The organism is Reyranella sp., assembly GCF_004297265.1.
Taxonomy (GTDB): domain Bacteria; phylum Pseudomonadota; class Alphaproteobacteria; order Reyranellales; family Reyranellaceae; genus Reyranella.
This window is the reverse complement of sequence record NZ_SCUT01000030.1, coordinates 159,048-179,479: the sequence shown is the minus strand read 5'-3', so window position 1 is coordinate 179,479 and position 20,432 is coordinate 159,048. Positions and strand designations below refer to the sequence as shown.

The window sequence follows — 20,432 nt, the reverse complement described above, 5'->3', positions numbered from 1 at the left end:
GAACTCTTCGCGCCGTTGCATTGGACGTTCTGGGCAGATCGACCGTTTGCCAGTTGCCGATGTGGGGCAGCCTGATCGAAATATATGTAAAGACAGTTTTTGATTTTATGCCGCCTGGCCGTGCCGTTCGACATACTGACGGCGGACGAATCGCAAAGCGGCTGGCACCGCGGTTTCCCAGTCGTCAACCTGGCGCATCTCGATCGATATCCAGCCAGCATATTCAATTTCCGACAGCGCTCGAGCTGCCGCAACATGGTCTGCCACCGGATTGGCGAATACTCCCAACTGGGGTTCGGCGGCGTGAAAGTGTGACAACCAGGAAGCTCCGGCGCGCACCGATGCGGAGATGTCGCCGCCGCCGAGCTTGACGCATCCGGTGTCGAGATGCAGCCGGAGCCCGGGATGCGCAACGGCGCGAACCATGCTCGTTACGTCTTCCGCCATTTCCAGGAAATCGCCGCCATAGGCAGCTGGGACGGGTTCAAGCCCGAGGGCAACTCCCGCCTCATCGTGGACAGCCTCCGCGCACCTGCGAAGCCGCTCTTCTCCGAGGACCAGAGCTTCCGGTATTGGCAGGTTTCCGCGGCTCCGTTGGCGGGGCGACCCAAACACCATGATCCGGGCCCCCAAAAGGGCGGCAATACCCGCGACTTGGCGAAGGTGCTCGACCAAGCGCTCGAAGGACTCCTCGTCTCCCAAGAGCGCTACCCCATCCTTTCCAAAGAGGAGTGCCTGCAAGGACGGTACGACAAGACCCAAATCCTCGAGCGTGCGCCGGTAGTTCCTGAGCATTTCCGGCGTCAGTTCATCCCACGGCGCGAGGCGCGTCGGAGCCACTTCGATACCCGTGAGCCCTTCCGCCTTCCAGAGCGGCAACGACTTCGGGATCGCTTCGGAGGGGAAGGCCAGGTTCGACATCGCGATCATGGTTTGCCTCCATTCAGCCTCACCGCAGAGACGTAGCTGCTGAGTTCGGCAAAGGCATTTGAAGCGTCCATGTGATAGTCGCCCCTTCCTCCCAGCAGTGCGGCATGCCGCGTTCTCATGTCATAACGTGCCACAGGAAGGTCAGGAGAACCGATTGCAACGCCGGGAAACAGCTGTTCGGCAATGTCGCCCGTTCGCAGGGCTTCAACGGCGATATTGATCAGCCGGACATCGGCGTCGATCACACGGCGGATATCTGCAGCGATACGGGCCACCGGATACCATTGGTACACGCCATTTGGATTGATGCGGTCCACAAGGTTCCCGACCAGAAGATCGAAGATGGCATTCTTCTTGAGGCCCGGTCCAAACAAGGCGGGGAGACGCAGGATATGGTGGCGGGGAAACTTGTTCGCGATCCAGTATTCGAGTTCCAGGCGATGCCGGCCATAAGGTTCGCCTGCTCCCCGTGGGGGGAGGTCATCTTCCGTGACGTTGAGCGGAGTTGGGTAGACATCAATGGTCGATATCAGAACGAATCTGTTCGCCGACACCGTGTCCAGGATGTCAATCAGGCGTTGTATCGAGGACCAGTCGGCATCAGGTGCGCGATTGGCTTTCCATTTCTCTGCATAGACGCCCGCGCAGACGACCGTATCGAATCGCTCGCCTCTCATCGTCTCGATGTTGGCGGAATTGAAGCGCGCCGCAAAAGGCCAATCCGAGCGATTGATCGTATCTCCGACGAAGCCCGTATAGCCGATCAATGCGTCACGTTTCGACTGCATCCTGCCCTCACACCGTCGGCATTAGAATGTTCTGGCGAAACGAAGTCGGCCCTTCGGACGAGGATCTCATGGAATTGGCAGCCGCCATTAGCGAAAGGATCCGCTCTGTCGCAAAGAAGATCGTGTCGATCTTCCCGGACATCACCGAAAAAATGCGTCCGTCCTGGAATACGTAGCAGCTTCTGTCGTCATAGGTTGCGATGGGTTTGGTCTTGATCCCAAGTTGTATTCCCGCGAAGCGAAACATATCGCGAAACGCCGGGAAGTTGACGCTTGCCTGCGCCTCCATCGCCATCCGCTTTTCCTTCACCAGACTGAGGTCGACCTGAGCGTGTCGTGCCCGAGCCTCTGCCGCCGTTGCATATCGACCTAGCGACGTATGAACGACCGAGGACAACGTATGGATCTGCGGATCCTCCGTCGGATATACCGAGAAAAGAGGCCCATCCACGAGAGTCAGCGCCGGCACGTCCTTGCTTTCATAGTAGAGCAGCAACGTCGGCTCGAAATAGACGTTGATCGGAAGCGGACGCAAATGCCCCCACGTGGCATCGACGACATAGTCGAAACGCTGACCGTTGATCGAGACGTGATCGCCCGCATCGCGAACGGATTGCACCTCGGTTTCCAACTGCAGGTTGCTGCCGAGATTCTCCTGAAAGAACGCCCGGGCGCGATGGAGATGGATGACCCGCTCCCGCGTGAGCAGGCAGCCTTCGATCGACTGCAGGAAATCGGGCACGTCTTGCATCTCGACGTAGTCGATGCCTGACGCGGCCATGACCAGTTTGTAGGTGTTGAAGTCCAGCAGACTGCCTTGCTCCGGCACCGCGTAGATATTCTTGGTTATTTCTCCGCTAAGCGTCGGATAGCGCTCGATGAAGCGCTGGAATCCGTCACGCGACTGGAGGCGTGTCGCGTGGTGCCGCGCATAGTGAAATCCAAGATGAAGGCGAAATTGATTATTGCCAGATGCTTCCTGCATCAGGACGGAATGGCGATCGAACAAGGCAACGTCGAAGCCCAGATTGCCGAGAGAATATGCGATGTGACAGCCGTACCAGCCGCCCCCGATTACTCCGACTCTGAATTGCATGCGTTGCCCAGTTGTTAGCGCCGATGCAGTGACCGGCTGCGCCACTATTAGAGAGGCAATGCCTCGCACTTCCCTGAAAATCGCTCAATAGACTTGACTTTCTATCACGGGCGGCCGAGCTTGTGAAGCTGCCTCTGTGGTAAGAGCGATGAAGGGCTTCATTCATCACGTCCATTGGCTTGGTCAACTATCGATTTGCTGCTTCTGTCGCACATCCAATTTTCTGAGGAGGCCATAGCGGGCCGATTGCAAGCGCTACGGTTCTGCTGACGCCTTCCGGCCGGTGGCCGTGCTTTAGGCTGTCGGACCGGTCTTGTTAGAGGCGGCCAACTGGCGTCTCCGATCGCGTCGGGCCCTCTTCGTTGCGTTCTTGGCCTCCACGGCTTTCTGGAGGGCCAATGTTTTTTCAAGAAGAAGCAGCTCACGTTCCATAGGAGAAAGGAGCAGCGGCTTGACGGGCTCAATTGCTCCAATATCCTGGCGCCTCCGGAGGCCAATGACGGCCGCCACTGTCAAAGCCAGGACGATCCCCCCCAGCCATATGATTTCAGAATAGACTACGGACACGGGATACCACCGTTCAATCATAGGGACCTGCAGCTTGCCGGTCCATTTGAGGCAAGATAGCATAGCCGGGTTTTTCAGGCAGCCGGGGAGCTCCACCTTCTCGGTGCCGATGAGGTCCTTGGGGTGACTTCGCCCGCAATACCTCGGGCTTTGAAACTTACTGAAGCCACAAAGAGCGACATAAATATCGGCTGCGTGAGTGACGATCCCTTCTGATTTGGCCATTCCTCGTGTCGACTGAATGGGTAGTCTGCAACGGACCTGATGCATTCTTGGTTTTCACAGATCCTATGCGGAGGATTGCATGCGTGTTGGGGCCTTTCTGACCGCCTTTGCCCTCGCCGGCCTATCCTCGGCGAATGCTCAGGACGCCGGCAGACCCAACTCGGAGAAACAGCCGGTCGTCCGCGGCGGAGGCGCTGCAGGCTGTGACATTGCCGTGCATCCTGCGGTCGTCCTAAAGGCAGGCCAACAGGTTAATTTGACCTGGACGATCCGAAATGCCGATTCGGCGATAATCGTCCATGACGGCAATGTGATCGAAGTCGAACAGGATAAGAATAAATCGCGAGTAGAGCGTCCGTCACGCACGACGACGTATACGATGTTCGTGCCCGGTGCCAAAGGTACGGCCAAGTGTCAGGTATCGGTCGCCGTTCCGGAAAGAACTCAACCGGCTCATTGGCCTCCACCTCTCCTGGCTTCGATGCCGGCGGCATATTTGGACCGCGCTCGCGCATCACTGATGGATGGCATCACCAATGCCCAGCTTGTCTCTGATCGCAATTGGACAATTTATGCGATTGCGTCGCTGCTCTTCGAGCAGGACATGGAGAGGATCAACAAGTATTTCGCTGAAATTTGGCCGTTGGAGAGCCATACAAAGGCGGACTTCGGACTGTTTTCCCTCGAGGACATCCGCCTCTATGGACTTTTCAACGGACGTTCGGGAGCTTTCCCTGGAAGACTGGGACGAGGGGCGCAACGCAATCTCGAGGAGGAGTTTTTCAAGGTCGCCTCGCTGAAGAAGCCCAGATACGCGGTGGACCTGAGCAATGTCTGGAAGCTCCAGGGGTCCGAGAACCACTCCCTGGTGGCATGGTCCTCACATCTGCTGGCTTCGCAGTTCCTGAAGAACAGTCCTGCGTTCGCCAACCGCGCATTCGAGGACGGGCGGACTGCGGCCGAGCACTACGCGAGCTGGCGCAACTTCTGGTCGAACCTCCTGGATGAGCGTGCCAGGCGCGGCATGTACATGGAAGTCGGTTCGCCGACCTATGAGAAGTACACCCGCGGCGCTTTCCAGAACATACGGGATTTCAGTGAAGACCCGGTCCTGAGGCAGAAGGCCGAGATGCTGCTGGATCTGACCTACGCGCTCATTGCCCAGGAAACCCTGGCCAATGGTGTGCGAGGTGGCGCAAAGAGCCGTGTCTATTCCTTCCGCAGTGCTGCCCGGCAGGGAGGGGAAGATCGAAACTACAACCTCCTCTTCGAGCCCGTTGGCTTTCGCCCGATCTACGCCACGCAGGCAAGCAGCTCCTACTTCCCGCCGCCCGTCATATGGCGTTTGGGAAGGGATCCGGCAGCAAGGGGCCAGTACCGTATCGTCCAACGGGGCCCAGGCATGGGGCAGGAAGACAGGCCGGGGGGGACTGCCGTGATCGATCCGAACGAGAGCGTCGTTCGCTACAGCTTCGTGACGCCTTCGTATATTCTCGGATCCTTCGTCCACGATCCCGACCACTGGGTGATAAGTTCGCAGAATCGTTGGCAAGGCGTGGTATTCAACGGAGATCTCGGGACGCGTATCGCGCCGCAGATCACCCGCCTTAACAAGGCCGGTGCGCTTGACCGAGAGCAACGCGTAGGCAATGGATTCACGTCCACTCAGGACCGAAACGTGCTGATCACGCAACGCTCGGGCTATGATACCGGGTATCGATCGCGGACCGACATCTATATCTCTGGCACACTCGACCTGCTGGACGAGGAAGAAGGCTGGATCTTCGTGAAGGAAGGCAGCGCGTTCGGTGCCGTGCATGTCGTCCATCAGGGCAACGATGGCTATCGTTGGCTCGATCAGCTCAACAAAAACAAGGGGCTCGACAAGAACAGTCACTTCGTCACCCTCACGGATCCCGATGCGCCGATCATCATTGTCGCCAACGAGGCGAGCGACTACGGTAACGACTTCGAGAAATTCAAGTCATCCCTGAAGGCACAGCGCGTGAAGCAGGAAGGCGGCACGACCACATTCGCCGGCCTCACTTTCTACGGGCCCAAGCGGGGCGGGATTGGCGTCAGTCCGTACAGGGCGAGAACCTACGATTCGCCGTTCATCCGTTCTCAATGGGCCAGCGGCGCCATCTATATCCGCCAAGGCCGGGAAGGTCTCTTGCTAGACCTGAGTACTCCCGAGAAACCCCTAAAACGGGTGGTCGAGCCGGCTCTGACACCGGACTTCCCGAATGGAGTAGGCGAGGCACGTCCCATCGTATTCCAAGGCGGGTAATGCTCGGAAACACGGAAGGGGCGGGCGCTCCTTTTACTCTTCCTCGCAGCGGGCTTGTGCAAGATCCGCGGCTGTCTCGGACGGGCGAACAGAGCCGCTCGAGCGCGAGGCCGCCGCTGCGATCTCGCGACCCGGCAAAGACGGTCAACCCGGCCGCTGCTTCCCGGTCGCCGAAGGCGGCGAGCGCCCCATCACGGGCTTTCATCTGCAAATTGGTTGCGCGACATCAATCGTTGATCAAACCTCCGGATTCTGCATTAGACTACCGACGCTGTAATTGGAGTGGAATATGGGTAGCAGCTTTCACGGTGTGCTCATGAAGAATGAGCACAGAGTCACTGACCGGAAATCGATAGTGATCTGCGGCGCGCCCCGTGGTGGCACGTCGTTCGCTGCTTCCGTCTTCTCACGCCTCGGCGTGCCGTTCAGGCGAACCCCGAACGACCGCATAAGCCCACGTCACGAGCATAACCGCTTGAAAGAAGCGTTTCAGGAGGAAGATCATGCCAGGATGCGGCGGATAATCGGGGAGTTCTGCAGTCTGCATCCCGTCTGGGGGTGGAAACTCCCGGAGATCGAGAGCCGTTTCTCTGCCATATCGGAAATGGTTCCGAACCCGCACTTCGTTATGATCTTCAAGGAACCGCTTTCAATCGCTGTCCGGTCAGCCACGCGGAGGTCGAAGAACCCAATCAATGTCCTGCAGCAGGTCGTGGCGGTGCATCAGCGCCTGGCGGCCATCGCCGCCACGACCGAGCATCCCCTGTTTCTGGTTTCCTACGACAAGGCCGTGGTGAGCCTGCCAGCCTTCCTGGCGGACGCCGCCTCATTCGCGGGGATCAAATCCTACGATGAAGCTGCCGTCATCGCCGGTATCCGGGCGGACGCGCAGCAGTATCTAGAGAAGCGGCAAAGCGGAAACCCTGCCGCGGCCCCATCCCTTTGACGGTCGCCCGAGCGACCTCGGCAAGCTAAGCCATTGCGTACCGGGCCGTTTCAAGGGGGCCAGGACTTCAGGTCGAACAAGGGCCTCCTGGACGCGCATGATGCCGATGCCGTGGTGTCGCAAGTAGGGAGAAAATTGCACTTTGCGGTAGAGATGTTTGCGCACCTCCAGTAAGTGTGGGCGGGTGAGGGAGTGTTCGCCTTCGAGAACTCTCTCCGCGTCGATGAGAGATTGGAGACTACGCTATGCTTAAAGAGGAGAAAATGGAGCTCGGCAGGAAGCTGATTGAGGAGATGCGTGAGGCATTCATCCGTGGTGATTGGGGCGCAACGACGAGCGCCTATGAGCAGATGAAAGATATCAAGACCGACCGTGCTCTCAAGCTGGAGGCAACGTGCCTGGCGGTTCGCGCCCTGATTGCCGCCAACGACCGCCCCGCGGCTCGTCAGTTGCTCGCAAAAGTCACGACGGAGGGATACAGGAAGCCTGCCCATTACGAGTTCCTGGCGCGCGCATTTCTCGACCTCAAGCGGTACAAGGATGCAGCAGTCGCATGTGAGCGAGCCGATGAACTGCGAATCGCCGAGTTGAAGTAGCCAATGTTTCTCACCTCGTAAGCGATTGATCGTCGCTATTTTTTCGGGGCGTAGGACACTTACCCAGCTTTTTGTCTTGCTCCGGCGTCGTCATCAGGTGCGTGCGCGGCTCGCGCCAGCTTCTTCTGTCGCGCCTTCCGCGTCTGGATTGCGGCCAGCGTCGGATCGTTCCAAGCGCGGTCATACCACCTCCTTGGCGCACGCCATCAGCGGCTTCATCAGGGAGGGGCAGTCTCGGACGGCCTTCATGCCGCACTCGGCCGAGCCGGCTCGACTATTGCCTCCCCCGGTCGCAGAATTGGCGGGCCAGCAGGGAGACGAGACAAATGGCTGACGACATGAGCCCGATGGACCGAGACTGCATTGTCGCCGCTATCCTGACCACCGGGATGAAGGATGACGACGACGTTACAGTCGAGGAAAGAACCGTGGTGGAAAGGTTCATTCGGATCCTCAGAGAGATTCGCGATGACGGGGGCACCGCAGAGTTGTGGCAAAAAGGCGCCAACGCCGCTCAACGCAAGCTCCAGCGCCGGGAACGCCGCAAGGCCGCCGCCACGGATTGAGCGAGGTGATCGCGTTGGTGAGGCGGTCGTTGGCGTAGGATACGTCGGCTGCCTCGGTCTTCACGGCCAACAGGAAGCGAACCTTCGTCTCGGCTGGAAACGAGTCGCCGCATGTACGCCCCAGCGATTTCGTCGAAGACCTGAAGGGGCGCCTGAAATCCGCCCTTGGTGACGATAAATTTCGCCGACCTCCTAATCGGCTTGCCGCGTGAATGGCGAGCAAATCATCGCTCAATCTTTCTCCCGGACGTCTCTCCCGCAGGCGTTTTATGTTCGGGAGAGCAGATTCCTTGCCACTTCGGTGAGATTCCAGAAGCCACGAATTTCCGTTTGCCTTCCCGACCTCGGCGGGCCCTGCAGTTTATACTTGGAGGAAGAGGCCGTTGCCCCGAGCGCCTGATAAAGGGCTTCTGCGAGCATCTCGGGTGTAACCGGAGCTTGGCTTTTTGTTTCGGCAGGGGCTGCCTGAGGTTTGGGAGGCATAGCCTTACGGATCGCCTTGGAGGCCATCCGGACTGTCCCAGAAATAAGCTGCTTATCCAGGTCGGTTGCTTTCGTGACGTAGTACTCCACCGCCTTGTTCGTAGTTTCAATGTACCCCAAAGTCGCCGCGTATTTTGCCGTGCCGGCAGCTCGCAGCTCTTGCGCAGCGCCTTCAATTTCTTTGATTTCGTCTGGCGTTGCTTCGATTCCATCCATCATTCGAACGGAAAGTCGCCTCAGATCGATGGTGGCGATGGGTTCATCCGTGGACATGCTCCCGCGCGGCGGCCTGGCGACTTTGATGCGACGGCGCCGCACTGTGTAGGTGAGCATGGAATATCCTCCGACGAAATTTATCCAATACTGCAAAGTCTGCCCTGATGCGGAGCCTTTGGAAACAGGGATTCGCCTGCTAACGTTTGACCCAATCGGAAGTCTAGATGAATCCGGTGCTGCCCGTCAGCATTCTAATTGTCGGAGCCTCTTCGATCGGCACTGGAGCCGGGCTTTTGGCTGGCTCGATGAATCCGGTCGTCGGCAGCGAGCAACTCGGTGAGGGCGTGGTCCTCGCCAACTTCAGCCTTCAGATGCTCCAATCCGGCTGGGTCAAGGAAAGAAATCGAGAAAGGTGGCTGCAATAGATCAGCAGCTAGCGAGTTGTAGTATGGGCCTATCTCACCGGGCAGAATCATCGCCCGTATTCCTGCGGCCTACGAAGAACTCAGCGCGTGTCGGCCGCATCCTTGCTCATTTGCTCCCGGATGTGATCGGAGCGCGCCAGCGCCTTTCTCATCAGCCGGTCGACGAACGCCTTGCCGGAGCTGTGAAGACGGCCGCGATCGTCCGCACGGGTGATGCTTGGGCTCGAACCTTCGCCATATCGCCGTTCCCAGCGTTCGATCGCGAGGCGGGCGAGCTTCCGTGCTTCGTCGTGTCCTGTTTCCAGCATGTCGCGCGTCAGCAGGATCTCGAGGATGAAATCATGTGCCATTGCCATCGAGAGAGCGGCTGTATTTGAATCGATGCCGCGAATTCGCTCATCTTTCTCGAGTTCGAACATGTCCGCCCCCCAAACGCTGCCGGACCGGGACGATAGCGATAGTCCTCCACAGGGGGAAGGCGGGAAAGTTCGCCCGGCCCCGCGTCACTTGTTTTGAATTCGAGAGCTTGATCGCCTAGTGTCGTGGGGCCGAAGGAGGCGTTTCCAAGGGGAGTCATGGGCAAGCGTATTCTGGTCACGGGCGGGGCGGGGTTCCTGGGCTCGCATCTGTGCGAGCGGCTGCTCGAGGGGGGCCACGACGTGCTGTGCGTCGACAACTATTTCACCGGCAGCAAGGCCAATCTGGTAGCCTGTCTGGACAATCGGCGCTTCGAGCTGATGCGCCACGACGTGACCTTTCCGCTCTATGTCGAGGTCGACGAGATCTACAATCTCGCCTGCCCGGCGTCGCCGATCCACTACCAGCACGATCCGGTGCAGACGACCAAGACCAGCGTGCACGGCGCCATCAACATGCTGGGGCTGGCCAAGCGGGTGCGGGCCAAGATCTTCCAAGCGTCGACCAGCGAGGTCTATGGCGACCCGACGGTGCATCCGCAGGTCGAGAGCTATTGGGGTAACGTCAATCCGCTGGGTCCGCGGGCCTGCTACGACGAGGGCAAGCGCTGCGCGGAGACGCTGTTCTTCGACTATCACCGCCAGCACCGACTGCGGATCAAGGTGGCGCGGATCTTCAACACCTACGGGCCGCGCATGCATCCCAATGACGGGCGGGTGGTGTCGAATTTCATCGTTCAGGCGCTCAAAGGCGAAGACATCGTGATTCACGGCGACGGGATGCAGACGCGGGCGTTCTGCTACGTCGACGACCTTCTGGACGGATGGCTGCGGCTGATGGACCACACGCCGGACGACTTCACGGGACCGGTGAACATCGGCAATCCGGTGGAGATGCCGATCCGGCACCTCGCCGAGAAGATCATCGAGAAGGTGGGCAGCAAATCGAAGCTGATCTTTCAGCCTCTTCGGGTCGACGATCCGATGCAGCGCTGCCCGGACATCACCCTGGCGCGCGAGATGCTGAAGTGGGAGCCGAAGGTGGCCCTCGAAGATGGCCTCACGAAAACCATCGCCTTCTTCGACGACCTGCTGAAGAGCAACAGGGGCGTGAGCGGTATCGGACGGTAGTCGATCACGCCTGCTGGGGGCTGTGATCCGATAACGGGGCTTGGAATGATCTCGCAACGGGCACGGTATGCACTCAGGGCCCTGGTGGCTCTGGCCCAGGCGGACCCCGATCACGCCGTCATGATTTCCGATCTGTCGACGTCCTGCTCTATCCCGAAGAAGTTCCTGGAACAGATATTGCTCGACCTCAAGCGTCACGGTCTCGTGCGCAGCAAGCGTGGCAAGCTTGGGGGCTATCAGCTCAACAGGCAGCCTTCGCGGATCACCTTCGGAGAAGTCCTGAGGATCGTCGATGGGCCGATTGCCTTGTTGCCTTGTCTTTCGAAGATTTCCTATCGCCGGTGCAAGGATTGCACCGACGAGGCGAGCTGTGAAATCCGACGCGTGTTCGCGCATGTCGCGAAGTCGAGCCGGGACATTCTTGATAACACGAGTCTTTTGGACGCCATGACGGGGGAAGGCGAGCGCAGAAGGCCGGCGTCGGAAAAGGCAAGTGCACGAGGTCCCCATCCTGTGTGACGGGCGTCAGGCAAGAGGTTCACGGGCCGACTTCCGCCGCAGAGTTGACAATCTCTACTAAATTGGTCGACAAACCGATTGGGCATCTGCAACCTGCTCTGATACAGCCGCTCGACTGACTGTAGGAGGCATGATGATGGTCTTGCACCGTCGTACTTTTCTCGCAGCAGGCGCCGCGACGGGCGCGTCGACTGTCTCCTGGCCCGCACTGAGCCAGACATCGGCTCCCGTCACATTGACAAACGTCTCCTACGATCCGACGCGCGAACTCTATCGCGCGGTGAACGATGCCTTCGCCGGCGAATGGCAACGCAGCGCGGGGCAGAAGGCGACGATCCGCACGTCCCATGGCGGATCCGGCCGACAGGCACGATCGGTGATCGACGGTCTCGAAGCAGATGTCGTGACCCTGGCGCTGGCCGGCGACATCGATGCGATCGCTCGCGAATCGAAGCGATTGCCGGAAAACTGGCAGTCGCGCCTCCCCAACAATTCATGCCCCTATACGTCGACGATCGTGTTCGTCGTCCGCAAGGGCAACCCCAAGGGCATCAAGGAGTGGCCGGATCTCGGGAAGGCCGGCGTGTCGGTCGTCACGCCCAATCCCAAGACGTCCGGCGGGGCGCGCTGGAACTATCTCGCCGCGTGGGCCGATGAACTCGATCGGACGAAGGGCGACCAGGCGGCCGCCCGCAAGCTCGTCGAGGCGATCTTCAGGAACGTACCGGTGCTCGATTCCGGCGCGCGGGGATCGACCACGACATTCGCCCAGCGTGCCGTCGGCGATGTCCTGATCTCGTGGGAGAACGAGGCATTCCTGATCCTGCAGGAGTTCGGCGCCGACAAGTTCGACATCGTCGTGCCGTCCCTGTCGATCCTGGCGGAGCCGCCCGTCGCCGTCGTCGATGCCGTCGTCGACAAGCGTGGCACGCGCAAGGTGGCGGAGGCCTATCTCGACTTCCTCTACTCGCCCGCCGGCCAGAAGATCATCGCCCGGAATTTCTACCGGCCGTTCAAACCGGAAGATGCCGAGGCTGCGGACATCGCCCGGTTTCCGAAGCTCAAGCTGGTCACGATCGACCAGGTCTTTGGCGGCTGGAAGAAGGCGCAAGCCGAGCATTTTGCCGACGGCGCCATCTTCGATCAGATCTACAAGCCAGCGGGCAAGGCCCCTCGGTGACGGTCGCTCCCGTGATGGGGCAACGTTTCACCTTCGTGAGACCGAGCGCCCTGCCTGGCTTCGGGATCACGCTGGGCTTCGCCACCACCTACCTGTCGCTGATCGTGCTGCTGCCGCTGATCGTGCTGGTGTGGCGAGCGAGCGCGCTCGGGTTCGATGGGATCTGGCAGGTCGCGACCACGCCGCGCGTCCTGGCGGCCCTCGAAGTCAGTTTCGTGACCTCGGCGCTGGCGGCTCTGCTGAATGCCGTCTTCGGCACGCTCGTTGCCTGGGTGCTCGTCCGGTACGACTTTCCCGGCCGGCGGCTGCTCGACGCTGCCGTGGATCTGCCGTTTGCCCTTCCGACCGCGGTGGCGGGTATCGCGCTGGCGGCGCTCTATGCGCCCAACGGATGGATTGGCGCGCTTTTTGCGCCATGGGGCATCAAGATCGCTTTCACGCCAGCAGGTATCTTCATCGCTCTCGTTTTCATCGGCCTGCCCTTCGTCGTGCGCACGGTGCAACCCGTGCTGCAGGACTTCGAATGCGAGGTCGAGGAAGCGTCGGCGACTTTGGGCGCCACCAGGATGCAGACCGTCTTTCGCGTCGTTCTGCCGGCCCTCGTGCCGGCCTTGGTGACGGGTGTGGCCTTGGCCTTTGCGCGTGCCGTGGGAGAGTACGGCTCGGTGATCTTCATCGCCGGCAACATTCCCTTCGTCTCGGAGATCGCGCCGCTGCTCATCGTGACCCGCCTCGAGGAGTTCGACTATGCCGGGGCGTCGGCGATCGCCGTCGTGATGCTGACCATCTCGTTCGTCGCGTTGCTGATCATCAATTCCGTCCAGGCCTTGAGTCGCCGGAGATACGAAGGTGCGTGAGACGGCGCTCAGCGAGAGCCGTCCGCTGCAATGGCTGCTGATTGCCGTCGCCGTGGCGTTTCTGGCGCTGTTCCTGGTCCTGCCGCTGGCGGCCGTCTTCGTCGAAGCGCTGCACCGGGGCGTCGGGCCGCTCCTTGCCACCTATACCGACGCCGATACGCTCTCGGCGATCTGGCTCACGCTCATCGTTGCGGCCATCACGGTGCCGCTCAACCTGGTATTCGGTATTGCAGCGGCCTGGGCGATCGCGAAGTTCGAGTTCCGCGGCAAGAGTCTCCTGATCAGCCTGATCGACCTGCCTTTTTCCGTGTCGCCCGTCGTGTCGGGGTTGACCTTCGTGCTGTTGTTCGGCGCGAAGGGGGTCTTCGGCCCGTTGCTCGACGATTGGGACATCAAGATCATCTTTGCCGTGCCGGGAATCGTGCTCGCCACGGTCTTCGTCACCTTTCCCTTCATCGCCCGCGAGCTCATTCCCCTGATGCAGGAGCAGGGCACGGCGGAGGAGGAGGCTGCGCTCACGCTGGGAGCGTCGGGGTTGCGGACGTTCATGACCGTCACCCTGCCCAACGTTCGCTGGGCGCTGCTGTACGGCGTCCTGCTCTGCAACGCGCGCGCCATGGGGGAGTTCGGCGCCGTGTCCGTCGTGTCTGGCCATATCCGGGGGCTCACCAACACCATGCCGCTGCAGGTCGAGATCCTCTACAACGAGTACAATTTCGTCGGGGCATTCGCCGTCTCGGCCCTTTTGGCAGGGCTGGCCCTCGTCACCCTTGCTGCGAAGTCGCTCCTCGAATGGCGACATGCAGAAGGCCTCCCAACTGCACGACGTCACTGAAATGGGAGACACCACGGTCGATCTGGGCAAGGGCGAACCGATCGCCATCACGGCGGAGGGGCTGGCCAAGTCGTTTCCCGGCGTTGCCGCCGTCAATGGCATCGACCTGCAGGTGAAGCCGGGCGAGTTGATGGCGCTTCTCGGCCCTTCGGGATCCGGCAAGACGACGTTGCTTCGCCTGTTCGCTGGACTGGAAACTCCGACGGCCGGGCGCATCCTGTTCGGCGACGAGGACGCGACGCATCTTCCCGTTCGAGAGCGGCGCGTCGGCTTCATGTTCCAGCATTACGCGCTGTTCAAGCACATGAGCGTCGCCGAGAACGTGGCCTACGGGCTGCGTGTCCGGCCGCGCCGGCTGCGGCCGTCGAGCGCGGAGATCGCCAAGCGGGCCGAGGAGCTGCTGGAACTGGTGCAACTCCCGGGCCTGGGCAGGCGCTATCCGGCGCAACTGTCGGGCGGCCAGCGCCAGCGTGTGGCGCTGGCCCGCGCCCTGGCCGTGGAGCCGCGCGTGCTTCTGCTCGACGAACCGTTCGGCGCGCTCGATGCGCAGGTGCGTCGCGATCTTCGCCGGTGGCTGCGCGAACTGCATGATCGCACCGGCCACACCACGCTGTTCGTGACGCACGACCAGGAGGAGGCCCTCGAACTGGCCGACCGGGTCGCCATCCTCAATCGCGGGCGCCTCGAGCAACTCGGGCACGCGGACGATATCCTCGATCATCCCGCAACGCCCTTCGTCGCCGGCTTCGTCGGCGATGCGATTCGACTGCCGGTGACTGTCGAGGCGGGATGGATCAGCCTCGGGCGAGGGAAGGTGCCGGCGCCGTTCCAGTTCCCGTCGGGTCCCGCAGAACTGTTCATACGCCCCTCGGACCTCACGCTGGCCCATTCGACAGGGCACGGCACCTTCATGGGCAAGGTCGTGGGCACGCGCCGCGTCGGTTCGGCCCGGCGGGCGGAACTGGTCCTCGAGGACGGCCTGCCGTCGGTCGAGGTGACGCTCCCGCTCGAGCATTCGGTGGCCAAGGGCGAGGAACTCCACCTGAACCTGCTCACCATGAGACTGTTTCAAGCACGCTGACGGAGGATCGCCATGCCGAGATCTGCATGCACGCGCACGCCAAGCCTGCGGCGCGAAAAGTGACCGGCGACAATCGCCCCACCTTCGGCATCGTCGGCGGAGGTTTCACCGGCACGATGCTGGCCGTTCACCTGATCGAGCAGTCGCCGGTGCCGGTGCGCATTCTCCAGTTCGATCGTGCGGCTGCCTTCGGCAGCGGAGTGGCCTATTCCACGCCCAATGACAAGCATCTGCTGAACGTCCGGGTCGGCAACATGAGTGCGTACGATTCGCGTCCCGACCATTTCATCAAATGGCTGGAAGGATGCGCGAAGGCCGCGGGCGCCGAACCCCGCGGGCCGTTCGTGTCTCGCGGACTGTACGGGCAGTACCTGCGCTCGACCCTGTCGGCCTGCCTGGCCGCACATCCGGCGTCATCGATGATCGGGGTCGATGCCGAGGTCGTCAGCCTGTCGGCCGGTGCCAATTCGGTCGAGCTGCAGACTTCAGATGGCGCGCGGCATGCGGTGGACCGTGTAGCGCTGTGCGTCGGAAACTTTCCGCCGGCACTCCCCGTGAAGCCGCAGACGGGCGACTCCGGCGAGGACCGATATTTTGCCAATCCCTGGAGTGGCGGGCTGGCGCGCATCGGCAAGGATGATGACGTCGTCCTGGTGGGGACGGGTCTGACCATGGTGGACGTCGTCCTCGATCTCCATTCGCGCGGACATCGGGCGAAGATCACCGCCGTTTCGCGTCGGGGCCTCATGCCGCTGCCCCACCGCGACGTCGGCCCCTACCAGGCCTTCCTGAACCCGGACGCCCTGCCGAGAACGGTGATGGCGCTGACCCGTATGGTCCGTCGCGAAGTCGAGGCGGCCGCGGCCAACGGCGTCGACTGGCGCGCCGTCCTCGACTCGATGCGTCCGCAGACACAGGCGCTGTGGCGCGGTCTGCCCGTCGCCGAGCGGCGGCGGTTCCTGCGTCACGTGAGGCCTTACTGGGAGGTGCATCGCCATCGCGTGGCGCCGCCCGTGGCCGCCGAGATCGAGGAATTGCTGCGCGCGGGCAAGCTCGCGGTGATGGCCGGCCGGTTGCAGGCCGTTGAGCTGGGCGCAACGGGCATCTCCATGACAGTGAAGGCGCGGGGCGACAAGACCGTGCAGCGGATCGAGGGCTCATGGCTCGTCAACTGCTCCGGCCCGCAGCTCGACTACGACCGGATCAGCGATCCCCTGATACGGTCGTTGTTCGACGGCGGCCTGGCGCGGCCGGATTCGCTGTCTCTCGGCCTCGATCTCGGCGACGACTATCGTCTGGTCAGCAGAAGCGGTATCCCGTCGGACGTTCTCTTCGCCCTGGGACCGCCCATTCGCGGCAACCTGTGGGAGACGACGGCGGTGCCGGACATCCGCAAGCAATGCGAGGCGGTGGCCCGTCATCTGACCAGCACGGCGGCGTAGGGGCCATAGCCGGGGAGCGGATTGCCATGGAACGCCTGGACGAAGTCAATCCCTGGAAGGTGCTGAAGGAGGAGACCGGTTACGACTGCCGGTACTTCTCGGTCCGTCATGATCGGGTGACATTGTCCGACGGAGAGCCGCGCAGCTATCACAGCGTGCGGATGAAGTATTACGGTGTCTGCATCGTGCCGGTCGATCGCGACGGCAGCGTCACGCTGATCGGGCAGTATCGCTATGTCTTGGATCGCTTCTCCTGGGAGATCCCCGGCGGAGGGGCCCGGGTCGGCGAGGACCCGCTCACGGTCGCGCGGGCGGAACTGAAGGAGGAGACCGGCTGCACGGCCGAGCACTGGCTCAAGATCGTGGAGGGCGCGGTTTCGCCGGGCATCTCCACCGAGGCCGTACCGGCCTTTGTCGCCTGGGGGCTGGATCGCGGCGCCCCGCAACCTGATGCCACGGAGAAACTGTTCCGCCGGCGGGTGCCGTTCGCCGATGCGGTCGCCATGGCCCTGACAGGCGAGGTTTCGAACCTGCCCGGGGTCGCTGCCCTGCTGGGCATCGAAGTCCGCCGCCAGCGCGGCGACCTGCCGCCGAGCCTGCTCGATCTGCTCAAATAGCCGGGGGTCGCGACTACGAGGCGGCTGTCAACCCGAGCCGCTCGCCGCGATAGGCGCCGCTCATCACGCGCTCCCACCAGCCGCGATTGTCCAGGAACCAGCGCACGGTGTCGCGGAGGCCGCTCTCGAAGTTGTGGCGCGGCCGCCAGCCGAGTTCGGTCGCGATCTTCGACGCGTCGATGGCGTAGCGGGCGTCGTGCCCCGGCCGGTCGGTCACGAAGTTGATCAGCGATTCGTGGGGACGGTGGGCCGCGTCGGGCTGCATCTCGTCGAGCAGGCGGCAGATGCCGCGCACCACGTCGATGTTCCGGCGCTCGCTGTTGCCGCCGATATTGTAGGTTTCGCCGGGCTTTCCCTTGCGCAGCACGAGGGTCAGCGCTTCGGCATGATCCTCGACATGAAGCCAGTCGCGAACATTCTCGCCCTTGCCGTAGACCGGCAGGCTCTCGCCACGCAGGGCGCGGATGGTGACCAGCGGGATCAGCTTCTCGGGGAAGTGATAGGGGCCATAGTTGTTGGAACAGTTGGTCGCCAGCGTCGGCAGCCCGTAGGTGTGGTGCCAGGCGCGGACCAGATGGTCGGATGCGGCCTTGCTCGCGGAGTAGGGGGAGTTGGGGGCGTAGGGCGTGGTCTCTGTGAACAGGCCGGTCGCGCCCAGCGAACCGAACACCTCGTCGGTCGAGATGTGCTGGAAGCGGAAGCGGCCGCGCGCGGCCTCGTCGAGCGTCCGCCAATAGGCGAGGGCGGCCTCCAGCATCGTGAAGGTGCCGTTGACGTTCGTCTCGATGAACGGCGCAGCGCCTGTGATCGACCGGTCGACATGGCTTTCCGCGGCGAGATGCAGGATGGCATCGGGCCGGAATTCGGCGAGGACGGCGTCGATCCCCGCACGGTCACAGATATCGGTCTTGTAATGGCGATGGCGGTTGCTGGTCCCTGCCTCCGCCAGCGATTCGAGATTGCCCGCGTAGGTCAGCTTGTCGACGTTGGCGACCGTCCAGTCCGTGTCGCGGATGATGTGACGCACAACGGCAGAGCCGATGAAGCCGGCGCCGCCGGTAACCAGAATTCTCATGGGGCCATCATGCAATGAAGCTTCCCCTACCTAGCATATCTTCTGCGCTGATTTCTAATTCTAGCTGCTCGGCGGGCAGGGCCCGGGAAAGACGCTAAGATGACGCCATTCACGAAGCCTTCATCAGAGGAAATCGAGCATGAGTGATGCATCCGAGTACACGCCGCCGAAGGTCTGGACCTGGAACAAGGCCAGCGGGGGGCGGTTTGCCAACATCAACCGGCCGATCGCCGGTCCGACCAGCGAGAAGGAACTGCCCATCGGCAAGCACCCGCTGCAGCTCTATTCGCTGGGCACACCCAACGGCCAGAAGGTCACCATCATGCTCGAGGAGCTGCTGGCGCTGGGTCACAAGGGCGCGGAATACGACGCCTGGCTGATCAAGATCGGCGAGGGCGACCAGTTCGGCAGCGGCTTCGTCGCCATCAATCCGAACTCCAAGATCCCGGCGCTGGTGGACCGCAGCGGTCCCCAGCCTGTCCGCGTGTTCGAGTCGGGCGCCATCCTGCTCTACCTGGCGGAAAAGTTCGGCGCACTCGTGCCGACGGAGAGCGCAAAGCGCGCGGAGTGCCTGTCGTGGCTGTTCTGGCAGATGGGCAGCGCGCCCTATCTCGGCGGCGGCTTCGGCCATTTCTATGCCTATGCGCCGACCAAGATCGAGTACGCCATCGACCGTTTCGCGATGGAGACCAAGCGGCAGCTCGACGTGCTCGACCGGCGCCTGGCCGAGAGCAAGTACCTGGCCGGCGACGATTACACGATCGCCGACATCGCGGTCTGGCCCTGGTACGGCGGCCTGGCCAAGGGCCTGCTCTATGGGGCCGGCGAGTTCCTGGCGGTGCATGAGTACAAGAACGTGCAGCGCTGGGCCGACGAGATCGGCGCGCGTCCGGCCGTCCGCCGCGGCCGCATCGTCAACCGCCTCCAGGGCGATCCCGCTGCGCAGCTCCATGAGCGCCACGACGCCAGCGACTTCGACCTGAAGACGCAGGACAAGATCGCGGCCAAGGGCTGAGGCACCCCGCGCCGCCGCAGCGTTGCCGTTCGGCGACGTTGCGGCGGCATCGATCTTGCGTTGACTGTCGGATGGACGAACAGCACGGGAGCATCGGGTGAGCAGCACCAACCGGCCCAAGGTGGCCTTCATCGGTACCGGCGGGACCATGGCCTCGCTGGGTGTCCATCCGCTCGAGCTGCAGGATTACGGCGTGCACGAGAACCGCATGCACGCCAGCGAGATCGTCGCGCGATTTCCGGTGGTCGAGGAGATTGCCGAGATCATTCCGGTCGATTTCCGCAACGTGCCGAGCCCGGAGATCTACTTCGCCGAATGGAAGGAGCTCGCGGCGCTCTGCCATCGCGTCGTGGCCGAGCATCCCGACCTGTCCGGCATCGTGATCGGCCACGGCACCGCGACGCTCGAGGAGACGGCCTGGGTCCTGAACCTGGTGCTGAGGGTCGATGTGCCCGTGGTGCTGATCGGCTCGCAACGGCCAGCCTCCGGCCTGTCGACCGACGCCGCGATCAACCTCGTGAACGGCGTGCGCACCGCCGCCAGTCCGCAGAGCCGGGGCCGCGGCGTGCTGGTGCTGCTGAACGACGAGATCCAGGCCGCGCGCGAGGTCACAAAGACCTCGAACTGGCGCATGCAGACCTTCCGCACGCCCGACTTCGGCGTCCTGGGCCACGCCGATGCCGACCGCATCGCCTACTACCGGCGGCCCGAGCGCCGGCACATGCCCGACACCGAATTCGACCTTTCGGGCCTCGACTCCCTGCCGAGGGTCGACATCGCCTACGCCTATGCCGGCTCCGACGGCAGCGCGATGCGCGCCTTCATTGCCGCCGGGGCGAAGGGGCTGGTTTCGGCCGGCTTCGCGCCGGGCATGGCGCCCGCCGCCGATCTCGCCGCGATGGAAGAGGCGGTGAAGCAGGGGATCGTCGTCGTGCAGTCCTCGCGGGCCGGTTCGGGCCGCATCTTCCGTGGCCAGAAGCTGGCCAAGGCAGGCGTTCTCGCCGCGGACAATCTCAACCCGCAGAAAGCGCGGTTGCTGCTGGCCCTGGCGCTCACCCGGACCTCCGACCCGGCCGAGATCGCCCGGATCTTCGCGACCTACTGATTGCCGCCCCTTCGCGGCCTGATACGCTGCG

At 62.3% G+C, this 20,432-nt stretch carries 22 protein-coding genes; 15 read left to right on the top strand and 7 right to left on the bottom strand.

What is annotated here, in order from left to right:
• Positions 1-105: 105 nt before the first annotated feature.
• The 4 genes from EPO41_RS14735 to EPO41_RS14720 form a co-directional block, all read right to left on the bottom strand.
• Positions 106-930 (bottom strand): sugar phosphate isomerase/epimerase family protein, encoded by an 825-nt coding sequence (locus EPO41_RS14735; RefSeq protein ID WP_296326358.1) that lies wholly within the window; start codon positions 928-930, stop codon positions 106-108.
• Positions 927-1,718, bottom strand: coding sequence for an NAD-dependent epimerase/dehydratase family protein (locus tag EPO41_RS14730; protein ID WP_296326355.1), 792 nt, complete (start codon positions 1,716-1,718; stop codon positions 927-929). Before EPO41_RS14730 ends, EPO41_RS14735 begins: the two co-directional genes overlap by 4 nt.
• Before the next feature lie 7 nt (positions 1,719-1,725).
• Positions 1,726-2,814 carry an FAD-dependent oxidoreductase gene (locus EPO41_RS14725; protein ID WP_296326351.1) on the bottom strand — a complete coding sequence of 363 codons (1,089 nt, stop codon included), beginning with the start codon at positions 2,812-2,814 and terminating at the stop codon, positions 1,726-1,728.
• 294 nt (positions 2,815-3,108) lie between these two features.
• A complete protein-coding gene (locus EPO41_RS14720) occupies positions 3,109-3,606 on the bottom strand; it encodes a hypothetical protein (RefSeq protein WP_296326348.1) in 498 nt (165 codons plus the stop codon).
• 79 nt (positions 3,607-3,685) lie between these two features.
• Between EPO41_RS14720 and EPO41_RS14715 the strand changes: the two genes are divergently transcribed.
• The 4 genes from EPO41_RS14715 to EPO41_RS14700 all read left to right on the top strand — a co-directional run bounded on the left by EPO41_RS14715 (position 3,686) and on the right by EPO41_RS14700 (position 8,004).
• Positions 3,686-5,896: a hypothetical protein gene (locus EPO41_RS14715; protein ID WP_296326345.1), complete on the top strand. Its 2,211-nt coding sequence runs from the start codon at positions 3,686-3,688 to the stop codon at positions 5,894-5,896.
• Between the two features lie 289 nt (positions 5,897-6,185).
• Positions 6,186-6,842 carry a hypothetical protein gene (locus tag EPO41_RS14710; protein WP_296326342.1) on the top strand — a complete coding sequence of 219 codons (657 nt, stop codon included), beginning with the start codon at positions 6,186-6,188 and terminating at the stop codon, positions 6,840-6,842.
• Between the two features lie 245 nt (positions 6,843-7,087).
• Positions 7,088-7,438: a hypothetical protein gene (locus EPO41_RS14705; RefSeq protein ID WP_296326339.1), complete on the top strand. Its 351-nt coding sequence runs from the start codon at positions 7,088-7,090 to the stop codon at positions 7,436-7,438.
• Positions 7,439-7,764: 326 nt separating this feature from the next.
• Positions 7,765-8,004: a hypothetical protein gene (locus EPO41_RS14700; protein ID WP_296326337.1), complete on the top strand. Its 240-nt coding sequence runs from the start codon at positions 7,765-7,767 to the stop codon at positions 8,002-8,004.
• Between the two features lie 267 nt (positions 8,005-8,271).
• On the opposite strand, the gene EPO41_RS14695 is transcribed toward EPO41_RS14700, so the two are convergent.
• Complete coding sequence (locus tag EPO41_RS14695) at positions 8,272-8,820, bottom strand: hypothetical protein (RefSeq protein ID WP_296326334.1); 549 nt, start codon at positions 8,818-8,820, stop codon at positions 8,272-8,274.
• A 107-nt stretch (positions 8,821-8,927) separates the two neighbouring features.
• Here EPO41_RS14695 and EPO41_RS14690 point away from each other — a divergent pair, with 107 nt between their 5' ends.
• Positions 8,928-9,128, top strand: coding sequence for a hypothetical protein (locus tag EPO41_RS14690; RefSeq protein ID WP_296326332.1), 201 nt, complete (start codon positions 8,928-8,930; stop codon positions 9,126-9,128).
• Positions 9,129-9,208: 80 nt separating this feature from the next.
• Here EPO41_RS14690 and EPO41_RS14685 read toward each other — a convergent pair whose 3' ends face one another.
• Positions 9,209-9,547, bottom strand: a complete 339-nt coding sequence (locus tag EPO41_RS14685; RefSeq protein WP_296326330.1) for a hypothetical protein — start codon at positions 9,545-9,547, stop codon at positions 9,209-9,211.
• A gap of 156 nt (positions 9,548-9,703) precedes the next feature.
• Between EPO41_RS14685 and EPO41_RS14680 the strand changes: the two genes are divergently transcribed.
• The 8 genes from EPO41_RS14680 to EPO41_RS14645 all read left to right on the top strand — a co-directional run bounded on the left by EPO41_RS14680 (position 9,704) and on the right by EPO41_RS14645 (position 17,206).
• A complete protein-coding gene (locus tag EPO41_RS14680) occupies positions 9,704-10,675 on the top strand; it encodes a UDP-glucuronic acid decarboxylase family protein (RefSeq protein WP_296326327.1) in 972 nt (323 codons plus the stop codon).
• Positions 10,676-10,720: 45 nt separating this feature from the next.
• Positions 10,721-11,194 carry an Rrf2 family transcriptional regulator gene (locus EPO41_RS14675; RefSeq protein ID WP_296326321.1) on the top strand — a complete coding sequence of 158 codons (474 nt, stop codon included), beginning with the start codon at positions 10,721-10,723 and terminating at the stop codon, positions 11,192-11,194.
• Between the two features lie 133 nt (positions 11,195-11,327).
• Positions 11,328-12,374: a sulfate ABC transporter substrate-binding protein gene (locus EPO41_RS14670; protein WP_296326432.1), complete on the top strand. Its 1,047-nt coding sequence runs from the start codon at positions 11,328-11,330 to the stop codon at positions 12,372-12,374.
• 14 nt (positions 12,375-12,388) lie between these two features.
• Positions 12,389-13,231 (top strand): sulfate ABC transporter permease subunit CysT, encoded by an 843-nt coding sequence (cysT, locus tag EPO41_RS14665; RefSeq protein ID WP_296326431.1) that lies wholly within the window; start codon positions 12,389-12,391, stop codon positions 13,229-13,231.
• Entirely contained in the window at positions 13,224-14,066 is an 843-nt protein-coding gene (gene cysW / locus EPO41_RS14660) for a sulfate ABC transporter permease subunit CysW (protein WP_296326319.1), read from the top strand. The genes cysT and cysW overlap by 8 nt, the downstream gene beginning before the upstream one ends.
• Positions 14,032-15,147 carry a sulfate/molybdate ABC transporter ATP-binding protein gene (locus EPO41_RS14655; RefSeq protein ID WP_296326316.1) on the top strand — a complete coding sequence of 372 codons (1,116 nt, stop codon included), beginning with the start codon at positions 14,032-14,034 and terminating at the stop codon, positions 15,145-15,147. Before cysW ends, EPO41_RS14655 begins: the two co-directional genes overlap by 35 nt.
• Positions 15,148-15,173: 26 nt before the next feature.
• Positions 15,174-16,589, top strand: coding sequence for an FAD/NAD(P)-binding protein (locus EPO41_RS14650; protein ID WP_296326313.1), 1,416 nt, complete (start codon positions 15,174-15,176; stop codon positions 16,587-16,589).
• A gap of 26 nt (positions 16,590-16,615) precedes the next feature.
• Entirely contained in the window at positions 16,616-17,206 is a 591-nt protein-coding gene (locus tag EPO41_RS14645; protein WP_296326310.1) for an NUDIX hydrolase, read from the top strand.
• 13 nt (positions 17,207-17,219) lie between these two features.
• Here EPO41_RS14645 and rfbB read toward each other — a convergent pair whose 3' ends face one another.
• Complete coding sequence (gene rfbB / locus EPO41_RS14640) at positions 17,220-18,281, bottom strand: dTDP-glucose 4,6-dehydratase (protein WP_296326308.1); 1,062 nt, start codon at positions 18,279-18,281, stop codon at positions 17,220-17,222.
• A gap of 139 nt (positions 18,282-18,420) precedes the next feature.
• Between rfbB and yghU the strand changes: the two genes are divergently transcribed.
• Both yghU and EPO41_RS14630 read left to right on the top strand, forming a co-directional pair.
• Entirely contained in the window at positions 18,421-19,296 is an 876-nt protein-coding gene (yghU, locus tag EPO41_RS14635; RefSeq protein ID WP_296326303.1) for a glutathione-dependent disulfide-bond oxidoreductase, read from the top strand.
• A gap of 97 nt (positions 19,297-19,393) precedes the next feature.
• A complete protein-coding gene (locus EPO41_RS14630; protein ID WP_296326299.1) occupies positions 19,394-20,401 on the top strand; it encodes an asparaginase in 1,008 nt (335 codons plus the stop codon).
• Positions 20,402-20,432 lie beyond the last annotated feature (31 nt).

Coding starts and splice junctions, on each gene's coding strand:
- EPO41_RS14675 (WP_296326321.1), top strand. CDS start 10,721: ATGATCTCGCAACGGGCACGGTATGCACTCAGGGCCCTGGTGGCTCTG.
- EPO41_RS14695 (WP_296326334.1), bottom strand. CDS start 8,820: ATGCTCACCTACACAGTGCGGCGCCGTCGCATCAAAGTCGCCAGGCCG.
- EPO41_RS14705 (WP_296326339.1), top strand. CDS start 7,088: ATGCTTAAAGAGGAGAAAATGGAGCTCGGCAGGAAGCTGATTGAGGAG.
- EPO41_RS14720 (WP_296326348.1), bottom strand. CDS start 3,606: ATGGCCAAATCAGAAGGGATCGTCACTCACGCAGCCGATATTTATGTC.
- EPO41_RS14730 (WP_296326355.1), bottom strand. CDS start 1,718: ATGCAGTCGAAACGTGACGCATTGATCGGCTATACGGGCTTCGTCGGA.
- cysT (WP_296326431.1), top strand. CDS start 12,389: ATGGGGCAACGTTTCACCTTCGTGAGACCGAGCGCCCTGCCTGGCTTC.
- EPO41_RS14715 (WP_296326345.1), top strand. CDS start 3,686: ATGCGTGTTGGGGCCTTTCTGACCGCCTTTGCCCTCGCCGGCCTATCC.
- EPO41_RS14735 (WP_296326358.1), bottom strand. CDS start 930: ATGATCGCGATGTCGAACCTGGCCTTCCCCTCCGAAGCGATCCCGAAG.
- EPO41_RS14650 (WP_296326313.1), top strand. CDS start 15,174: ATGCACGCGCACGCCAAGCCTGCGGCGCGAAAAGTGACCGGCGACAAT.
- rfbB (WP_296326308.1), bottom strand. CDS start 18,281: ATGAGAATTCTGGTTACCGGCGGCGCCGGCTTCATCGGCTCTGCCGTT.
- yghU (WP_296326303.1), top strand. CDS start 18,421: ATGAGTGATGCATCCGAGTACACGCCGCCGAAGGTCTGGACCTGGAAC.
- EPO41_RS14645 (WP_296326310.1), top strand. CDS start 16,616: ATGGAACGCCTGGACGAAGTCAATCCCTGGAAGGTGCTGAAGGAGGAG.
- EPO41_RS14700 (WP_296326337.1), top strand. CDS start 7,765: ATGGCTGACGACATGAGCCCGATGGACCGAGACTGCATTGTCGCCGCT.
- EPO41_RS14685 (WP_296326330.1), bottom strand. CDS start 9,547: ATGTTCGAACTCGAGAAAGATGAGCGAATTCGCGGCATCGATTCAAAT.
- EPO41_RS14690 (WP_296326332.1), top strand. CDS start 8,928: ATGAATCCGGTGCTGCCCGTCAGCATTCTAATTGTCGGAGCCTCTTCG.
- EPO41_RS14680 (WP_296326327.1), top strand. CDS start 9,704: ATGGGCAAGCGTATTCTGGTCACGGGCGGGGCGGGGTTCCTGGGCTCG.
- EPO41_RS14725 (WP_296326351.1), bottom strand. CDS start 2,814: ATGCAATTCAGAGTCGGAGTAATCGGGGGCGGCTGGTACGGCTGTCAC.
- EPO41_RS14670 (WP_296326432.1), top strand. CDS start 11,328: ATGATGGTCTTGCACCGTCGTACTTTTCTCGCAGCAGGCGCCGCGACG.
- EPO41_RS14710 (WP_296326342.1), top strand. CDS start 6,186: ATGGGTAGCAGCTTTCACGGTGTGCTCATGAAGAATGAGCACAGAGTC.
- EPO41_RS14655 (WP_296326316.1), top strand. CDS start 14,032: ATGCAGAAGGCCTCCCAACTGCACGACGTCACTGAAATGGGAGACACC.